This window comes from Serinicoccus hydrothermalis, assembly GCF_001685415.1.
GTDB lineage: Bacteria > Actinomycetota > Actinomycetes > Actinomycetales > Dermatophilaceae > Ornithinicoccus > Ornithinicoccus hydrothermalis.
Window position 1 is genome coordinate 732,718 of sequence record NZ_CP014989.1, and the last position, 17,321, is coordinate 750,038.

The following is a 17,321-nucleotide window of genomic DNA, read 5'->3' on the forward strand; positions in this document are numbered from 1 at the left end:
GTGGGAGCCCGGCCAAGGACACGGCGTGAGCCTCGGTGAGAGCCCGGCTCAGGTCCGGAGCCGCGACGTGAACCGGGCGAAGGGCCGGTCCAGATGCCGCGCCATGTGGTGCGCGACCGCATACCCTGACCTCGTGCCGGACGACTTCCTCATCGCCCACAACCCCGAGGACGGCTCGCGACTGCCCTACCTGCTGCGCATCCCCCTCGGGCCGGACGGCATCGTGCTCAAGGCACGGGAGACCTGGCCACGCACCGGAAAGGTCTACTGCCACCGCGCCACCGGCTGGCCCGCCGACCCGGACCTGGTCGAGGTCGTGCCCACCCGATCCTGCGTCCGGCGCGGCGCCAGCATCGACCTCGTCCTCGACCGCAGCCGCGAGAACCGCTCGCAGTTCGTCCTGACCCGAGCCCGCGGCCGCGAGGCGGTCTTCTGGCAGACCGCGCGCACCGCCAAGCAGGCCCGCCCCGCGGTGAGCCTCCCCACGGCGCGCGGCTCGGGCATCCCCACCCTCGAGATCGTCGTCGACAGCCACGAGCGGTATGCCTGGACCTTCGACCACCAGCAGGTCACCACCCGCCGCGAGGGCCTCCCCGCGGGGGACTACGCGATCGAGGTCGGCGGCCGGGTGCTCGCGTCGGTCGAGCGCAAGAGCCTGGTCGACCTCGTCTCCACGTTGACCACCGGCAAGATGCGCTACCTGCTCGCCGACCTCTCCTCCCTGCCCACCGCGGCCGTCGTCGTCGAGGACCGCTACTCCGCCGTCTTCAAGCTCGACCGCGTCCGCCCCGCCGTCGTCGCCGACGCCCTCGGCGAGTGCCAGGCCCGCTTCCCCACCGTCCCCATCATCTTCTGCGAGACCCGGGCGCTCGCCCAGGAGTGGACCTACCGCTTCCTCGCCGCCGCCCTCGCCCACGCCGACGAGGAGACCCACGTCAAGACCGAGGCCACACCGCTCACCTCCGCGCGTGCCGCCAGCCCCGGCGAGGTGCGCAAGTGGGCGCGCGAGCACGGGTATGCCCTCGCCGACCGCGGGCGCATCCCACGCGAGATCCGCGAGGCATTCGACGCACGGCGGTAGAGCAGCGCCGAGGCCTTCCCAGCGTAGACATTCCTCGCTACTCTTCCCTTGTCCGACGTCGGAATCCATGACGCCGACGGGACATTCTTGGAGAGGACCAGGGGAATGTCATATCCACATGTACCGGACGAAACAACCGGACCGCAGGGCCAGTGGGCCGATCCACACCAACCGCAATCACCGGCAGCACAGCCGCCCGCCGTGCAGCAGCATGCCTGGGGGCCGCCGCCCGGAATGCACTACCCCATGCAGGTGCAATCGCGTAACCCCGTCTTGTACGCCTTGGCGTCCGCCCTCATCGCGGGCCTCGGCACCATGCTGGGTGGGCGCGTCGGCCGGGGGATCCTCATTCTGTGCACGGTCGCCTTCTTCGGCATCGCCATGTTGATCCCCTTCATCGGATGGCTGCTGTTCCCTGTGTGGCTGGCTGCGTGGGCGTTCTCCATCTACGACGGCTATGCCACCGCGCGCTCCTGGAACACGCGACACGGCATCATCAGCTGAGGGAACCGTCCACCACGCTGGGCGGAGAGCGCCGAGTCGGACCCGGCCCCTGCCGTCTCAGCCAGCGGCATACCTCCCCTCCTCCTAGCCTGAGGTGATGAGCCTCCCCGTCACCCCCCGCCCCGTCTCCCTCGTCGCGGGAGGCTCCCGCGGCCTCGGGCTCCTGGTCGCCCAGGAGCTCGCCCAGCGCGGCTACGACGTCGCGGTCTGCGCCCGCCACCTCGAGGAGACCCGGCGCGGCGCCGAGATCGCCGAGTCCCGCGCCCGGGAGGAGGCCGGGGCGGACGCCGGCCGCGTCCACGCCTACGAGTGCGACGTCGCCGACCGGGAGACGGTCCAGGCGTGGGTGGCGCAGGTCGAGGGCGACCTGGGGCCGGTCGAGGTCGCCATCCACGTCGCCGGCATCATCCAGGTCGGCCCGGCCGAGACGATGACCTTCCACCACTTCGACCAGGCCCTCGGCACCATGCTCGTGGGCCCGCTCAACACCCTCTGGTCGGTGCTGCCCGGCATGCGCGAGCGCGGCCACGGCCGGCTGGGAGTGGTCTCCAGCATCGGCGGCGTCGTCGCCCCGCCGCACCTGCTCCCCTACTCCACCGCCAAGTTCGGTGCCACCGGCCTCACCCAGGGCCTGGCCAGCGAGCTGGCCGGCACCGGCGTCACCGCCACCACCATCGTGCCCGGCCTCATGCGCACCGGCTCGCACGAGAACGCGCAGTTCACCGGCGACCGAGCGGCGGAGTACGCCTGGTTCGCCCCGGCCGCCTCGCTCCCCCTGCTGTCGATGGACGCCGAGCGTGCGGCCCGCCGGATGGTCGACGGCGTCCTCGCCGGCCGCCCCATGGTCGTCCTCACCCCGCTGGCCAAGATAGGTATGCGGGTGCACGGCCTCATGCCCGCCACCACCATCCGCGTCATGGGCCTGACCTCGCGGCTGCTGCCCAGCGCCCCCGCAGACCGCGACGCGGCCCGCCCGGTGACCGGGCGGACCGCGGCGCAGCAGCTGGGGTCCGACGTGGTGAGCCGACTCACCACCCTGGGCCGCCGGGCCGCAGAGCGCTTCAACCAGCGCGGCCCGGGCTCGGCCCCTACGGCGTGAGCACGACCTTCAGGCAGTTGTCCTGCTTGTCGTTGAACGTCTTGTACATCTCCGGCGCCTGCTCCAGCGGCACCCGGTGGGTCGCCAGGTCCTCCAGCCCGAGGACGTCGTCGGGGCCGCTGACGAGGTCGTAGAGCTCGTCGGTCCACCGGCGCACGTGGCACTGCCCCATGCGCATCTGCACGCCCTTGTCGAAGAGCTCCATCATCGGCATCGGGTCGGCCATGCCGCCGTAGACGCCGCTGATCGACACCGTGCCCCCGCGGCGCACCGCGTCGATGGAGGCGTGCAGCGCCGCCAGCCGGTCGACCCCGGCCGTCTCGATGGCGGCCCGGGCGAGCGGCTTGGGCAGGCGCTTGGCCGCCGACACCGCGGCACCGAGCACGGGGCTGCCGTGCGCCTCCATGCCGACCGCATCGAGGACGCCGTCGGCGCCCCGCCCGTCGGTCAGGTCACGGATCGCGTCGCCGACGTTCTTCGTCGAGTCCAGGTCCACGACCTCGGCGCCCCACTCGGCCGCCAGCGCGTTGCGCTCCGGGATCCGGTCGACGCCGATGACCCGCAGGCCACGGTGCCGGGCCGCGCGGACGGCCAGCTGCCCGACCGGGCCCAGACCCATGACGGCGAGGGTGCCGCCCTCCTCGACGTCGGCATACTCGATGCCCTGCCACGCCGTGGGCAGGATGTCGGTGAGGTAGAGCACGCGCTCGTCGGCCAGGGCGGGGTCGACCCGCACCGGCAGGAAGTCGGCGTGCGGCACCCGCACCAGCTCGGCCTGCCCGCCGGGCACCGATCCGTAGAGGTCGGTGTAGCCGAAGAGGCTGGCGCCCGTGCCCTGGTCGACGTTCTGCGTGGTCTCGCACTGGGCGAAGAGGCCGCGCTCGCACATCCAGCACTTCCCGCAGCTGACGTTGAACGGGACGATGACCTTGTCGCCGACCTCCAGCGTGTCGACGGCGCTGCCCACCTGCTCGACGACGCCCATGAACTCGTGCCCGAGGATGTCGCCGGGGTGGAGGTAGGCCGCCAGCACGTTGTAGAGGTGCAGGTCGGAGCCGCAGATCGCGGTCGAGGTGACGCGCACGATCGCGTCGGTCGGGTCCTGCAGGACGGGGTCGGGGACTGACCGGACGGAGACGTCCTGGAGTCCTTGCCATGTGAGTGCTCGCATCCCTCCACGCTAAGAGCGCGCCGAGGCGCTCGCGCGGTGAGCCGACCCGGGGGTGCACAGCCGCGTCCTGGACGGCGACCCGACGCTCAGCCCGGCGCGTCGGTCCCCTCCGGGAAGAGCCGCGCCCGCTCGGCGGCGATGACCTCCCGAGCCAGGTCGGCCTCGCTGAGGTCGTGCGCCTCGGGCGCGCTCTTCGCGGTCTCGCTCACCCGCGCGAAGGCGTCGAACGCCCGGCTCTTGGCCCCCAGCAGCTCGACCAGCCGCTCGTCCACGCTGTCCTCGGTGAGCAGCCGGTGCACCTGCACCGAGTGCAGCTGGCCCATACGCCGGGCGCGCGCGATCGCCTGCCACTCCGTGGTCGGCTTGAGCTGCGGCTCGCAGATCACCACGACCGACGCGGCCTGGATGTTGAGCCCCACCCCGACGGCCTGGATCTGCGCGACGAGCACGGCACCGCCCGGCGCCGCAGAGAAGTCGTCGACCACCTGCTGCCGCTCGGCCGGCGGCACCGACCCGGTCAGCGGCCCGAAGACCAGCCCTGGCAGCGACTCGGCGACCCGCGCCAGCACGTCACGGAAGTAGGAGAAGACGAGCACCCGACGACCGTTGGCCTCCGCCTCCGCCACGAACTCGAGCAGGTGCGCGAGCTTGGCCGACGCCATACCCGACTCGAACGCGGCGCGTCGCATGGCCATGAAGTTCCCCGACCCCACCGCCTCGAGGTATGCCTGCTCGTCCGCCGCGGACAGCTCCAGCCACTCCTCCACCTCGACCAGCTCGGGCAGCTCGACGAGCACGTCCTCGGTGTTGCGGCGCAGGTAGACCGGCGCCACCCGGCGGCGGAACTCCAGCGGTGAGTCGCCCATCCCCTCCAGCAGCTCCGGCTGCAGGTAGCCGATGAGCGTGGTGAAGTCGCCGAGCGAGTTCTCCAGCGGCGTCCCGGTGAGCAGCAGCACCTGCTGGGTGCGGCGCACCAGCGCGCCCACCCGCCGCGAGCGCAGCGCCCGCGGGTTCTTCACGTAGTGCGCCTCGTCCACCACCAGGCCGTCGAGCTCGAAGCCCTCCAGGCCCTCGGCCAGCGCGCCGAGGGTGCCGTAGCTCGTCACCGCCACGCCACCCTCCCGCCGCCACCGCGCCAGCTCCTCCTCCCGCGCGGCGCCGTGCAGCCGGCGCGGCGTCAGGTCGGTCTTGCCGGCGATCTCGCGCACCCAGTTGCTCACCACCGCCGCGGGCGCGACGACGAGGAACCAGCGCCCGCCCTCCGCTGCACGGTGCGCCAGGACCGCGAGCGCCTCGATCGTCTTGCCCAGCCCCATCTCGTCGCCGATGACGACCTTGCGCTGCACGAGCGCGAAGCGGGCGGCGAAGCTCTGGTAGCCACGCAGCGACACCCGCAGCAGGCTGTCGTCGAGGTCCTGCGCCCGCGTCGCCTCGACCACGTCGTCGGGGACGTCGCCGTAGGTGCCGGTCTCCTCCACCAGGCCGAGCTCGGAGAGCAGGGCGAAGTAGAGCGCCGGCCGGTCGGTGAAGTCCTCCCACGGGTCGGCGGCAGCGACGCCGTCGACCGCGGCACGCAGCTCGCGCGCGTGCTCCAGGACCGGCTCGACGATGCCGAGGAGCTCGACGACCGGCGCGTCCCCGACGACGGCGAGGTGCGTCGCGTCCGGCCCCAGCCGCTCGGCGAGCGGCTGCAGCGAGAGCGCGTGGCCGACCACGTCGTCCGCCCTCGCCGCCTGCCGCAGCACCTCCCAGGTATGCAGTCTCACCAGCAGCTCGGTGGCCTGCGGCGTGCGGTCGTCCGGGTCGAGCCGCAGCGTCGTGCTCTCGTGCGCCAGGGCGCGCAGGGTGTGCGCGGCGCCGAGCATCCGCTGCGCCGTCACCGGCCCCACCCCCGGCACCGCGGCCAGATCGGCGTGCTCGACGACCTGCTGCACCGTCCGCACCCCGGCCTCCTCGAGCGCGCCCACCCGGAGCCGCTCCGCAGTCGCCTCGCGCAGCCGGTCGACCGGCATCTGCGCCAGGAGCGCGGCCACCTGGCTGTCCTTGGCGGCCTCGCCGGCCGCCTCCGCACGGTCCCGCGCCTGCGCCGCGCTGCTGATGACACCGGCCAGCGGCGGCACCAGCTCCGCCAGGCCCGCGACGGCCCGCGCGGGCAGCACCTCGCGGTGCGACCCCTCCAGGTCGAGCGCGTCGGTCAGCCCGACGCCCGCGTGCAGCGCCGAGGTGACCGGCAGCGGCAGGACCGGCTCGCGGGTCCGGGCGTCCAGGCGGTCGAGCCAGGACCGCATACCTCCACCCCAGCCGCGCCGCTGCTCCAGCAGCCAGGTGGCTGCCCGCTCGGCCTCCTCCCGGCGACGCCCGAAGAGCACCAGCCGCCGCAGACCGAGCAGCCTCTCGGCCAGGTCGCCGCGCGCCGGCAACTCGGTGTCGAGCCGGTGCAGCAGGCTCTCCCCCGCCGGGTCGACCTCCGGCGCCGAGGCCCAGGCACCGAGGTGACCCAGGAGCACGTCGTCCCCCCGGCTCAGTGGCAGGACTCGCCAGGTGCCCGCACCCAGCGCCCGCACGATGGCCGAGCGGGCCCGCAGCGAGGAGGCCGCCCGGTCGGCGTCCGCCCGGAGCGCAGCACGGTGGCTGCGGACGCGACCGGCGACGGCGGCCAGGTCGCGCCCGGCCTCGATCGCCTCCCGCAGCGGTTCTCCCCTCAGCGGACCCGCTGCCACGTCCACCCTTCGTCCGGTATGCCCGTGCCCAGGGCCTGCAGCGCCGCGACCAGCATGTGGGCGCTCGCCGCGGCGTCCTCCACCCGACCCCAGAAGACGTGGTTCTCGCTGGTCGCGCCGCGCGGCTGCCGGGCGGGGTCGGACCACCCGGCGCGCTGCAGGGCAGCGGTCTGCTCCGGTGAGAGGTCGGCATACGCGGCGGAGACGCACTCGCAGAGTAGGTCGTCACCGAGCCGGGAGACCTGGACGTAGCGCCCGATGGCACCCGGCGGGTCGGGCTCGGCCAGCAGCAGGCTCTCGTGGTCGCCGAGCGCTCCGATCTCGGCGGTCAGCTCCTCGCGCGTGCGGGTCCAGGCGATGTCGTCCATCGCCTCAGCGTGGCACGACTTGGGAGCCGCACGCGGTCCGCCTATCCTGTGAGGTCGACCGAGAGCGAGAGCACGAGGAGAGGGATGTCTGGCTTCGTCGGGGGAGATCCGCAGGAGATGACGGAGGGTTCGCGCGCCCTGCACCGCACGGGCGGGCGGATCGAGGACGCCGGTGGCGCGCTGCGCGACATCAGCGGCTCCAGCGCGGGCCACGAGGGGTTGTCCACGGCGATCCGCCGCCTCGGTGCGGCCGTGGGGACCGCGGTCGAGGACACCGGGACCCAGACCAAGATCGCCGCGGCGCTGGCGGACTCCGCGGCCCAGGACATCGACGCGGCCGGAGGCAGCTGATGGTCGCCGGCTTCAGCTATCCCGACGGTGACCCGGGCGGCCTGGACGGGGTCGCCCGCAGTTTGGGCACCCTCTCCGGCGACCTGACCACGGAGAAGGGCAACGTCAGCTCCGGCGTCGCGACGACGCTGCGGACCTGGGAGGCCACCCGCTCCGGCGACTTCGAGGACGCCGGGCGCGGCATCACGGGCACGCTCGACGGCGCCTCCGGGGTGGTCGACGCGGCCCAGGAACAGGTCAGCGGCTTCGCGCGTCGGCTGCGCAACGCCCGCGAGGACATCGACGAGCTCGAACGGCAGGCGCAGCGCCAGCTGGACCGGATGGACGGCCTCGACTCCGAGGACGACGACTACGACGATACCCGGACCAGCGTGGACACCGAGGTGGCGCGGCTGCGTCGCCAGGCGCAGGAGATCCGCGACGAGGTGGAGCGCGACGCCACCTCGACCGCGGGCGCCCTCGACGCGGGCACCGAGATCCTCGTCCCTGAGGCCGGCACGCTGAGCCCCGACCAGGTCGCCCGCCGGGTCCACGGCTCGACCGGCGTCTCGGGCACGAGCACGCCGCTGGCCGCCGGCACGCTCTCCACCGAGGACGCCTGGGAGGCGCTGTCCGGTGTGTCCGAGCCGGCGGCCTCGCTCGGCGACCAGGCGCTGGAGTCCTGGCTGGGCTTCCGCCCACCCGTCGGCGACGGCTCGGTCTCGATGACGCTCTTCGCGCTCGGACAGGTGCAGTTCGGCACGTCCACGGTGGCGAGCTGGATGGCGGACCAGCGCTACTCCCACTTCCGACCTATCGACGCCGCCGGGCGCACCGTCTCCCCCAGCATGGGCTTCTGGCAGCGCCTCCGGCACGGCGCCGGGCGCTTCCCCACGGCTCGCGGACTGTCCCCCTGGCAGCGGGCGCGCGGTTTCGACCCGCGCGGGCACTTCAGCGCCCGTCCCTGGCACGGCGGTCAGGCCTCCCGCTGGAGCACCGCCGGCAAGTGGTTGGGCCGTGGCGGCACCGTGCTTACCGCGGCGACCTCGGCGTGGAACGAGTGGAACGAGAGCGCCAACTACCCCACCGACGAGCGCGTCGGCCGCACCGTGACGGTGTCCGCCACCACGACCGGAGGTGCGCTGCTGGGTGCCAAGGGCGGCGCCTGGCTCGGCGGTGCCATCGGCACCGCGATCTGCCCCGGGGTGGGCACCGTCATCGGCGCGGGCGTCGGCGCCCTGGTCGGCGGCTTCGTCGGCTCCCAGGCGGGTGCCTGGCTGGGCGACCAGCTCAAGGACGTCGGCGGGGACATCGCCGACGGGGTCGGGGACGCCCTGGACGCCGCGGGGGACTTCGTCGACGACATCACCCCGTGGTGACCCGGTGGACCCCTCGCCGCTGACGGTCTCCGCCCTCGTGCTGGGGCTCCTCCTGCTCGCGCTCGCCGTCTGGGAGCGCGCCGGCCGCGGCGCCCAGGCACGGGCGTGGCTGCGGGCGCCGCGGGAGAGCGGCATACGCAGGGCGATGTTCGTCTTTCCCGGGATCGGCGTGCTGAGCCTGCTCGTGGGGCTGTCGCCGTGGATGGAGGGGACGCCGCTGCTCGGGCTGCTGGCGCTCGTGCTGGCCCCGCTCGGGCTGTGGCTGGTCTTCGGGTGGGGCGCGCTGGCCCTGCCCTACCCCCGGTGGTCGGTGCCGGGCTGGGCACGCGAGACGATCGGGGCACGCTTCGGCAAGGAGAGGTGGACACGGTGAAGGTCATGCACGAGCCCTCGGGCACCAGCTTCGAGGCACCAGACGGGTGGCAGGTCCAGGAGACGGGGCACGACGCGGTCCTCACCGTGGTCGAGCCCAAGCACGGCGAGGACGTCGTGCGCGCCAACCTGGTGCTCACCGTCCTCGACACCGGCGGCCGGTCCTTCCGGGACTGGCAGAACGGCACCGAGGGGCTGTTGCCGGGTGAGCTGCGCGACTACCTCCTCGTCGACCTGCACGCCGTCGAGGTCGACGGCCGGCCGGGCGGGACGCGGCTGGCGCACCACGTCGACGAGCGCGGGCGCGCCCTGGTGATGGAGCAGCGCTTCGCCGAGGCCGGCGGCACCGGCTACACCCTCACCGCGACCGTGGACAGCCTGCGCTACCCGCTCATCGCCGACGACATGTCCGCCTGCTGCGCGAGCCTGCGCCTGCCCGAGGCGGTGGAGCGGTGAGCGTCGAGGTCAGGGACGGGGGGCTGCTCGTGGACACCGCTACCTGGGCCGGCTGGGCCGACGGCGGTGAGGTCCCCCAGGAGGCGCGCGAGCTCATCGAGCAGGTGCCGGGCGGGGAGCAGGGCCTGGATGCCGCACGGGCTCCCCTCGTCGTGGTGCAGATCCAGACCGCGACGCCGGGCGGCGTCTTCACCCACGAGGCGTGGGTCGGGGCCGAGGCGGTCGCCGTGCTCGTCGACCTGGAGGGCACCGACCGCCGGCGCGTGGTCGTGCTCCCGCCGGACCACCTCGGGGCCGCCCTGGCGCGGGTCGTCGGGATCGCGCCGCGCGCGCACGCCCAGGCCGACCGTGAGCCGCGTGAGGTCAGCGCGGAGGCGCTGGAGGCGTGGTTCGACCCGCAGGCGTCGGCCGAGGAGCGGGCCGCCGCCGACCTGGGCGCCGACCGGTCCTGGCGCCTCGTGGCCGCGGCCGTCGGCTCGACGCAGGCCCCGCTCATGCTCGCGGCGCTCGACGGCCGCACCAGCGGGGTCTGGGTGGTCGAGGCGAGCGAGGAGGCGTTGCGCCTGGTCCCCACGACGCCGACGCAGGTATGGCGTGGGCTAACCGGTCTGCTCCCCTCCCTCGTGCCGCAGGCCGACCCGGGCGGCCCAGGCGACACGCCACCTGATGCCGAGGCCTGACGGGCGCGGGGCGCGGCGGATCACGACGCGCAACGCCGCCTTCCAGCAGTGGTCGGCGCTGCTGACCAACCGCACCAAGCGGCACCGCAGCGGGGACTTCCTCGTGCACGGCGTGCGGCCGATCAGCCAGGCGCTCGCCCACGGCTGGTCGGTGCGGGCGCTGCTGCGTCCCGTCGGTGGCCGCCCGTCCTCGTGGGCCGAGCAGGTGTGGGCCGAGGCCGGCGGCGAGCGGCACGAGCTGGCGCCGGAGCTGCTCGCCGAGCTCGCCCAGCGCGACGACGGGACGCCCGAGCTGGTCGCCGTCGTGGGCATACCGCCGGACGACCTCGACCGGGTGCTCGGCGACGGCGCCGGCACCGGGCAGGCGCCGCTGGTGACGGTCTTCGACCGGCCCGGGCAGCCCGGCAACATCGGCACCCTGCAGCGCTCGATCGACGCCTTCGGCGGCACCGGGCTGGTCGTCACCGGCCACGCCGCCGACCCCTACGACCCCAAGGCCGTGCGCGCCTCGACCGGCTCGTGCTTCGCCGTGCCGACGGTCCGGGCGGCCGGACCGGGTCCGGTGCTCGACTGGGTCGCGGACCAGCGCGAGCGCGGGGTGCCGCTGCAGGTGTGGGGCACCGACGAGGACGGGCGGACCGACCTCGCGGCGGTGCCCTGGGAGCAGCCGGTCGTGCTGGTCATCGGCAACGAGACCCGGGGCCTCGCGCAGGGGTGGCGCGAGGCGTGCGACGGGATGATCGGCATACCGATGGTGGGGTCGGCGAGCTCGCTCAACGCCGCGGTCGCCGCCTCGGTCGTGCTGCACGCCGCGCTGCGCGCCCGGGCGTGAGGCTCAGCCGGCGCCCACGATGAGCAGGGTGGCGGCGAAGACGATGCCGGAGAGGACCAGCGTCACCAGGGTGTAGCCGAGGATGTCGCGCACCCGCAGCCCGGCCACCGCGAGCAGCGGCACCGCCCAGAACGGCTGGATCATGTTGGTCCACTGGTCGCCATAGGCGACGGCCATGATGACCACCGACTGGTCCACGCCCAGGCTGTCCGCCGCGGTCGCGAAGAGCGGCGCGGTGAGCGCGAATTGGCCGCCGCCGGAGGGGACGAACATGTTGAGCAGGCCGGCGGCGAGGAAGGTGAAGAAGCCCAGCGTCTGCGCCGAGGAGACCTGCACGAACCACTCGCTGATGATGATCGACAGCCCCGTGGCGCTCATCATGCCGATGATCCCGGCGTAGAGCGGGTACTGCAGCAGCACCTCGCCGACCGTCGAGCCGCCCGCCCGGATGAGCGCCGCGAGCTCGCGCGCGTTGCCGACGAGCAGCAGGATCAGCGCGAGGAAGGTCCAGTTGACGATGTCGAGGTTGAGGACGAAGCCGTTGCGCAGGAAGAAGATGACGAGGTAGGCCGAGAGCAGCACCCCGGCCAGCACCGTCACCCCACGGAAGCCGTCGATGCGGTCGGCGGGCACCGGGGTGGCCGTCTCGGCGGCGGTGTCCGCGCCCTTGGCCGGGTTGCCGCGCTTCGGCGACCTCGCGGCCTTCGTGCCCCCGGAGCCGGAGTCGCCGAAGACCTCGTCCGGGGCGAGCACGATCTCGTCGTGCTGGCGCGGGGCGAGCAGCATCATCGCGCCGACGACCACGACCAGGGTGACGACGACGGCGATGATGTTCCACGAGGAGAACGTGGTCCGGGTGACCTCGACCAGGCCGCCGGGCAGATCGGTGTAGGCGCCGCCCTCGGTGGCGGCGTTGAGCGGCCCGGAGCCGGAGTAGCCCATGTGCCAGACGACGAAGCCGGAGTAGCCCGAGGCCACGAGCAGCGGGTAGTGCAGCTTGGTCCCGCGGTCGCGGAAGACGCGGGCGACCTCGACGGCCATGACCCCGGCGACGATGAGGCCGAGGCCGAAGCTGATGAGCGAGGCGATCCCGCCCATGAGCGCGACGAAGCCGTAGGCCTGCCGCGGCCCGCGCGGGAGGGAGGCGACCCGGACGAGCAGGCGGTGCACCGGCGGCACGTTGGCCAGCGTGTAGCCCAGCAGGAGCACGAGGGCGACCTGGGTCATGAACGCCAGCAGCCCGGTCAGCCCGTCGCCCCACGCGAGGATGACGTCGGCCAGGCCGGTGTCGGTCATCGTCAGCGCCATCGTGCCGACCACGAGGGTCAGCAGGATCGCGAGGGCGAACGAGCCGGGCAGCCAGCGTTCGACGAAGCGGGCCAGCGGGCGGGAGAGGGTCGAGAGCATCGTTGCTCCTCCGTGTGTGTTCTGGTGGTGCGGGTGGTGGTGGGTGGACGGGTCGGGGTGGCTGCGCCTCAGAGCTGGCGCGAGTGCTCCTGGGCCTGGCGCAGCAGCTCGGGGACGCCCTCCTCGAGCATCGGGGCGAAGCGCTGGTCGCCGGGACGCTCCCCCCGCAGCCAGCGGGTGCGGATCGCCTCGCAGAAGACCGCGGCCTTCCACAGCGCCAGCGCGCGGTACCACGGCAGGTGGGAGATGTCGGCGCCGGTGGCGGCGGCATACCGCTGAGCCAGCTCGTCGCGGTCCCACCACCCCTCCTGCACGGTCACCGGGCTGTGGTCCATGACGGTGGCGGGCCAGGCGCCGTGCCGGTCGCTCCAGGTCGCGGTGAGGTAGCCGAGGTCGGCGAGCGGGTCGCCGAGGGTGGCCATCTCCCAGTCGAGGATCGCTACGACCCGGCCCGGGTGGGTCGGGTCGAGCATGAGGTTGCCCAGCCGGAAGTCGCCGTGCACGACCGCGTGCGCGCTGCGCGTCGGGCGGTGCTCGTCGAGCCACGTGGCGAGCGGGTCGAACCCGGGCAGCTCGCGGGTCGACACCTGGGGCCAGAGGTCGGTGAACCGTCGCACCTGCCGCTCGAGGTAGCCCTCGGGCCGGCCGAGCGCGGCCACGTCCTCGGCGGACACGTCGACGGTATGCAGGGAGACCAGCGTGTCGACGACGCCGGCCGACGCGGCGGCCCGCGCGGCGGGGTCGTCGGCGAGCGCGCCGGGCTGGGTGTCGGTGACGACCTCGGCGTCGAGGTGCTCCATGACGTAGAAGGGGACGCCGAGGACGTCGGTGCCCTCCTCCACGGCGAGGATCCGCGGCACCCGTACGTCGTGCGCGCCGAGCACCTGCTGGATGCGGGCCTCGCGCACCATGTCGTGGGTCGAGGGGGGCAGCGGCGGTCGGGGGCCGCGACGCAGGACGAGCCGGCGCTCACCGCGGCGCAGCAGGAAGGTGACGTTGGACTGGCCGTCGCCGATGCGCTCCCAGGAGAGCGGCCCCTCCCCCAGCCCGCGGACGTCGAGCCACGCGGTGACCGGGTCGAGGACCAGCAGCGGCGGGTGCTCCAGCTCTTGCGCCTCCTCGGGCGTGACGACGACGTCGGACCCGTCCGGCGTGCTCGTGCTCACGCGCGCCCACCGCCGTGCTCGGCACCGTCGTCGGTCCCGTCGACGAGGTCCAGCCGCGGTGTGCCCGCCTCGACCTCGCGCCGGCGGTCCGAGCTCGCCCGGCGCGCGATGGCCCACCGGTGGGTCTCGCTGGAGCCGTCGTAGATGCGGAACGGGCGGACCTCGAGGAGGTACTGCACCAGCGGCAGCTCCTCGGAGACGCCATCGCCGCCGCACAGCTGGATGCTGCGGTCGATGACGCGCTGGATGGCCTCGGCGCAGTGCACCTTGGCGACCGACGACATCCGCGAGCCGGCGCGCGGGTCGGACTCGAGCAGCCGGGCGGTGCGGTCGATGATCGCGTCCGAGGTCTCCAGGTCGATGACCGAGTCGGCGACAAGGCCTTGCGCGAGCCCGAGGTCGCGCATCGGCTGCCCGAAGAGCTCGCGGTGCTCGAGCCGGTCCAGGGCGACGTCCAGGGCGCGGCGGGCCAGGCCGAGCCAGCGCATGCAGTGGGTGAGGCGCGCCGGGCCGAGCCGCACCTGGGCATACCGGAAGCCCTCCCCCACCTCGCCGAGCACGGCCGAGGTCGGGACCCGCAGCCCCTCGAGGTGGACGTAGGGGTGGCCGCCGGCGATCGCGCGCTCGGTCGTGCGGATCTGCCGGCCGACGCGCCAGCCGGGGGCGTCGGTGCGGGTGAGGAACATCGTCGCGCCCTCGGGTCGCTCCTGCCCGTCGGGCAGCCGGACGGCGGGGGTGCGCGCCATGACGATCGCGATGTCGGCGTCGTTGGCGCCGCTGATGAACCGCTTGCGCCCCTCGATCACCCAGGTGTCGCCGTCGAGGTATGCCGTCGTCGACAGGGCCGAGGGGTCGGACCCGGCGCCCGGGTGCGGCTCGGTCATCGCGAAGCAGGAGCGGGCCTCGCCGCGGACGAGCGGGGCGAGGAACTCCTGCTGCTGCTCGGGGGTGGCGATGAGGGAGAGCATGTGCATGTTGCCCTCGTCCGGCGCCATGCAGTGCAGGACCGCCGGCCCGATGGGCGAGTAGCCGGCCTCCTGCAGCACCGGCGACCAAGCCGGCAGCGGCAGGCCGAGCCCGCCGAAGTCGGCGCTGGAGACCGGCGCCCACACGCCCGCCTCCTTCGCCAGGGAACGCAGCCGGCTCAGCTCCTGCGGCGCGAGGGCCTCGCCCGTGGGCGGCTCGGCGGGCACGACGACCTCGCGGACGAAGTCGCGCGTGCGCGCCACCACGTCAGCGAGCTCGGGGGTCAGGGCGTCGGGCCTCATGCGCTGCCCCCGGCCACCAGGAGACCGCCGTCGAGGTCGAGCACCTGACCCGTGATCCACGCGGACTGGTCGGTGACGAGGAAGGCGACGGCCTGCGCGACGTCGTCCGGCTCCCCCAGGCGCCCGAGCGGGTAGTCGGCGGCGACCTCCTCCTCGCGGCCCTCGTAGAGCGCCTTGGAGAACTGGGTCTTGATCACCGCGGGGGCCACGGCGTTGACCCGGACCTCCGGCCCGAGCTCGACCGCCAGGGTGCGGGTGAGCTGGTTGACCGCCGCCTTGGAGATGCCGTAGAGGCCGATCCCCTCGCTCGGGACGGCGCCGCTGACGGAGGAGACGTTGACCACGCGCCCCCCGTGGGAGCGGAAGCCGAGGCCCTCGTGGGCGAGGACGAGCTGGACCCAGGCGAGTGTGGAGACGACGTTGACCTCGAAGGTCTTGCGGGCGACGCCGAGGTCGAGCTCGACGAGCGGGCCGTAGGCGGGGTTGATGCCCGCGTTGTTGACGAGGATGTCGAGGCGCCCGTGCTGCTGCGCGATGGTGTCCAGCACCTGCTCGCGGTGCTCGGGGTCGTCGGCCTTGCCGGCGATGCCGCTCGCCCGTTCGCCGATGCCGGCGGCGGCCTCGTCCAGCGCCTCCTGGCCGCGGGCGGTGAGGACGACGCTGGCGCCCAGGTCGTGCAGCTGCTGGGCGACGGCCAGGCCGATCCCCCGGCTGCCGCCGGTCACCAGGGCCACCTGGCCGTCGAGCTCGAGGGTGGTCATGGGGTCTCCTTGGCGTCGGGGTCGATGTCGGTGTCGGTCTTGTCCATGTGCGGGTCGGTGTCGGTGACCGGATCCGTGTCGGCCTCGGGGTCGGCGCCGCTCTCACGGAGCTCGCGCCGACGGATCTTGCCGGTCGGGGTCTTGGGCAGCTCGGGGATGAGGTGGACCTGGCGCGGCACCTTGTATGCCGCCAGCTCGCCCCGCGCGTGCTCGCGCAGCTCCTCGGCGGTGATTGAGGGGACGTCGCCGTCCCCGCCGGTGAGGACGGCATACGCCACCACCGCCTCCCCGCGGTAGTCGTCCGGGACGCCGACGACGGCGCACTCGTGCACGGCCGGGTGGGCGAGCAGGACGTCCTCGACCTCGCGCGGCCACACCTTGTAGCCGGAGGTGTTGATCTGGTCCTTGAGCCGGTCGACGATGTAGACCCAGCCGTCCTCGTCCATCAGCGCGCCGTCGCCGGTGCGCAGGGCGCCCTCGACGAAGGTGTCGGCCGTCGCGTCGGGGTTGTCCCAGTAGCCGGGGACGACGCTGGGGCCGGAGATCTCCAGCTCCCCGGGCTCGCCGGGGGCCAGCGTCGCGCCGTCGGGGGACACGATCCGGACGTCGGTGCCGGGCAGGGGCAGCCCGATCGCCAGGGCGCCGGTGGCGGCGTCGACCGGCGCCTCGACGCCGGGCGGCACCCCGATGCAGGCGGAGCTGGTCTCGGTCATGCCGTAGATGTTGTGGATGTAGTGGCCGTAGGTGTCGCGGAACCGGGTGACCGTGGTCGCAGGGACCGGGGCGCCGCCGGAGAAGAGGTGCCGGACGTGCGGGAAGTCGTCCGAGGAGAGGTCGTCGAGCCGGGCGAGCCCGTTGAAGACGGTGATGGAGCCGGTGGTGGAGGTCACTCCGTCGTGGGCGAAGGCGTGGGCGACGGCCTCCGGGGTGGTCCGGCCGATGAGGACGACGCAGGAGCCGGCGAGGAGCGGGGCCATGAGGGTGATGACGGCGCCGGTGATGTGGAAGATCGGGGCGACGCAGAGCACGCGGTCCTCGGGACCGAGATCCATCCAGGACGCCGTGGCCTGCGCGGCGGCCAGCACGTTGCCGTGCGTGTTCATCGCACCCTTGGGCGGGCCGGTCGTGCCGGAGGTGTAGGTGAGCAGCGCGACGTCGTCGGGGGCCGCATCGGGACTGGCGGTCCCCTCGCTCTCCGCCGTGCCCGCCGCCGACGTCGGGAGGTCCCCGTCGGACCAGATGGCCTCGACCTGGGTGTCCTCGGCCGCTGCTGCGGCGACGTCGGCGAGCTCGGGGTCGATGACGAGAATCCGGGCCCCCGAGTCGGCCAGGAGGTGGTGCAGCTCGCGCCCGTGGTACATCGGGTTGAGCAGCGGCACGATCGCCCCGCAGCGCCAGGCGGCGAGCAGGGTGACGACGGCGGTGGGGACGTTCTGGAGCAGGATGCCCACCCGGTCGCCGGGTCCGATGCCCGCCTCGCGGAGAGCGGCGGCCAGGGCGTCGGCCGCCTCGTCGAGCTCGCGCGCGGACCACACGCGGCCGTCGTGGAGCAGCGCGTCACCGTCCGGGTCCCGCTCGACCCGCGCCCGCCACGCCGAGGTGAGGTCGGGCGCGACGTCGGGCAGCGCCGTCGGCATACCGGGCGGGTAGTGCTGCAGCCACGGTCTGGTCGTCATCGTCCACCTCCGTCGACCGAGCGATCGCTCGGTCGGGTGTACGGTAGCAGC

General features: G+C 73.9%; 17 protein-coding genes. 9 read left to right on the top strand and 8 right to left on the bottom strand.

The annotated features are described in order from the left end of the window. Window positions 1–133: 133 nt before the first annotated feature. From SGUI_RS03520 to SGUI_RS03530, 3 genes are all read left to right on the top strand, one after another. Window positions 134–1,081 (top strand): ERCC4 domain-containing protein, encoded by a 948-nt coding sequence (locus SGUI_RS03520; protein WP_066642687.1) that lies wholly within the window; start codon window positions 134–136, stop codon window positions 1,079–1,081. Window positions 1,082–1,282: 201 nt separating this feature from the next. Further along, window positions 1,283–1,585 (top strand): hypothetical protein, encoded by a 303-nt coding sequence (locus SGUI_RS03525; protein WP_157621722.1) that lies wholly within the window; start codon window positions 1,283–1,285, stop codon window positions 1,583–1,585. A gap of 97 nt (window positions 1,586–1,682) precedes the next feature. Further along, a complete protein-coding gene (locus tag SGUI_RS03530; protein WP_066636360.1) occupies window positions 1,683–2,684 on the top strand; it encodes an SDR family NAD(P)-dependent oxidoreductase in 1,002 nt (333 codons plus the stop codon). Here SGUI_RS03530 and SGUI_RS03535 read toward each other — a convergent pair. From SGUI_RS03535 to SGUI_RS03545, 3 genes are all read right to left on the bottom strand, one after another. After that, window positions 2,674–3,855, bottom strand: a complete 1,182-nt coding sequence (locus SGUI_RS03535; RefSeq protein ID WP_066636362.1) for a zinc-dependent alcohol dehydrogenase — start codon at window positions 3,853–3,855, stop codon at window positions 2,674–2,676. The genes SGUI_RS03530 and SGUI_RS03535 overlap by 11 nt on opposite strands. An 86-nt stretch (window positions 3,856–3,941) precedes the next feature. Next, window positions 3,942–6,575 (bottom strand): DEAD/DEAH box helicase, encoded by a 2,634-nt coding sequence (locus tag SGUI_RS03540; protein ID WP_237141443.1) that lies wholly within the window; start codon window positions 6,573–6,575, stop codon window positions 3,942–3,944. Next, window positions 6,557–6,943 (bottom strand): TY-Chap domain-containing protein, encoded by a 387-nt coding sequence (locus SGUI_RS03545; RefSeq protein ID WP_066636364.1) that lies wholly within the window; start codon window positions 6,941–6,943, stop codon window positions 6,557–6,559. The genes SGUI_RS03540 and SGUI_RS03545 overlap by 19 nt, the downstream gene beginning before the upstream one ends. 84 nt (window positions 6,944–7,027) lie before the next feature. Between SGUI_RS03545 and SGUI_RS03550 the strand changes: the two genes are divergently transcribed. From SGUI_RS03550 to SGUI_RS03575, 6 genes are read left to right on the top strand one after another with little or no spacing between them, the layout of a single operon-like run. After that, window positions 7,028–7,294 (top strand): hypothetical protein, encoded by a 267-nt coding sequence (locus tag SGUI_RS03550; RefSeq protein WP_066636366.1) that lies wholly within the window; start codon window positions 7,028–7,030, stop codon window positions 7,292–7,294. After that, window positions 7,294–8,652: a hypothetical protein gene (locus SGUI_RS03555; RefSeq protein ID WP_066636373.1), complete on the top strand. Its 1,359-nt coding sequence runs from the start codon at window positions 7,294–7,296 to the stop codon at window positions 8,650–8,652. Before SGUI_RS03550 ends, SGUI_RS03555 begins: the two co-directional genes overlap by 1 nt. Before the next feature lie 4 nt (window positions 8,653–8,656). Further along, window positions 8,657–9,025, top strand: a complete 369-nt coding sequence (locus SGUI_RS03560) for a hypothetical protein (protein WP_066636375.1) — start codon at window positions 8,657–8,659, stop codon at window positions 9,023–9,025. A gap of 5 nt (window positions 9,026–9,030) precedes the next feature. Next, on the top strand, window positions 9,031–9,480 hold the full coding sequence (locus SGUI_RS03565; protein ID WP_157621723.1) for a hypothetical protein: 450 nt from the start codon (window positions 9,031–9,033) through the stop codon (window positions 9,478–9,480). Next, on the top strand, window positions 9,477–10,160 hold the full coding sequence (locus SGUI_RS03570; protein ID WP_066636380.1) for a hypothetical protein: 684 nt from the start codon (window positions 9,477–9,479) through the stop codon (window positions 10,158–10,160). The genes SGUI_RS03565 and SGUI_RS03570 overlap by 4 nt, the downstream gene beginning before the upstream one ends. Continuing rightward, window positions 10,147–10,992 carry a TrmH family RNA methyltransferase gene (locus SGUI_RS03575; protein WP_066636383.1) on the top strand — a complete coding sequence of 282 codons (846 nt, stop codon included), beginning with the start codon at window positions 10,147–10,149 and terminating at the stop codon, window positions 10,990–10,992. Before SGUI_RS03570 ends, SGUI_RS03575 begins: the two co-directional genes overlap by 14 nt. Before the next feature lie 3 nt (window positions 10,993–10,995). Here the strand turns inward: SGUI_RS03575 and SGUI_RS03580 are convergent, their stop codons facing one another. The 5 genes from SGUI_RS03580 to SGUI_RS03600 all read right to left on the bottom strand — a co-directional run bounded on the left by SGUI_RS03580 (window position 10,996) and on the right by SGUI_RS03600 (window position 17,270). Continuing rightward, complete coding sequence (locus SGUI_RS03580) at window positions 10,996–12,399, bottom strand: short-chain fatty acid transporter (RefSeq protein WP_066636386.1); 1,404 nt, start codon at window positions 12,397–12,399, stop codon at window positions 10,996–10,998. Window positions 12,400–12,467: 68 nt separating this feature from the next. After that, complete coding sequence (locus SGUI_RS03585) at window positions 12,468–13,565, bottom strand: phosphotransferase family protein (RefSeq protein WP_066636388.1); 1,098 nt, start codon at window positions 13,563–13,565, stop codon at window positions 12,468–12,470. Continuing rightward, entirely contained in the window at window positions 13,562–14,833 is a 1,272-nt protein-coding gene (locus SGUI_RS03590) for an acyl-CoA dehydrogenase family protein (protein ID WP_066636391.1), read from the bottom strand. The genes SGUI_RS03585 and SGUI_RS03590 overlap by 4 nt, the downstream gene beginning before the upstream one ends. After that, window positions 14,830–15,594: an SDR family oxidoreductase gene (locus SGUI_RS03595; RefSeq protein ID WP_066636393.1), complete on the bottom strand. Its 765-nt coding sequence runs from the start codon at window positions 15,592–15,594 to the stop codon at window positions 14,830–14,832. Before SGUI_RS03595 ends, SGUI_RS03590 begins: the two co-directional genes overlap by 4 nt. Continuing rightward, a complete protein-coding gene (locus SGUI_RS03600; RefSeq protein ID WP_066636395.1) occupies window positions 15,591–17,270 on the bottom strand; it encodes a class I adenylate-forming enzyme family protein in 1,680 nt (559 codons plus the stop codon). Before SGUI_RS03600 ends, SGUI_RS03595 begins: the two co-directional genes overlap by 4 nt. Window positions 17,271–17,321: the final 51 nt, after the last annotated feature.